At 64.7% G+C, this 235-nt stretch carries 1 pseudogene; it reads left to right on the forward strand.

Annotated features, from left to right (window positions below):
- Window positions 1-5 precede the first annotated feature (5 nt).
- Window positions 6-235, forward strand: a pseudogene (locus tag ACTFO6_RS19865) (molybdopterin-dependent oxidoreductase); the annotation flags it as partial.

The following is a 235-nucleotide window of genomic DNA, read 5'->3' on the forward strand; positions in this document are numbered from 1 at the left end:
GCTAGGTCCCGCTCAAAGCCATGGAAGACGCCCTGCTCGCCTGGGAGATGAACGGCGAGCCCATTCCGCTCGCACATGGGGGCCCCTTGCGCCTCATCGTGCCGGGCTACACGGGCGTGAACAACGTCAAGTACATCCAGCGGCTCGCCTTCACGCGGGACGAGACCGAGGCCAAAATCCAGAAAAACGGCTACCGCATCTCCCCCATCGGGGTGAAGAGCGACCCGAGCCACCC

Source organism: Pelomicrobium sp. G1 (genome assembly GCF_051905455.1).
GTDB lineage: Bacteria > Pseudomonadota > Gammaproteobacteria > Burkholderiales > UBA6910 > Pelomicrobium.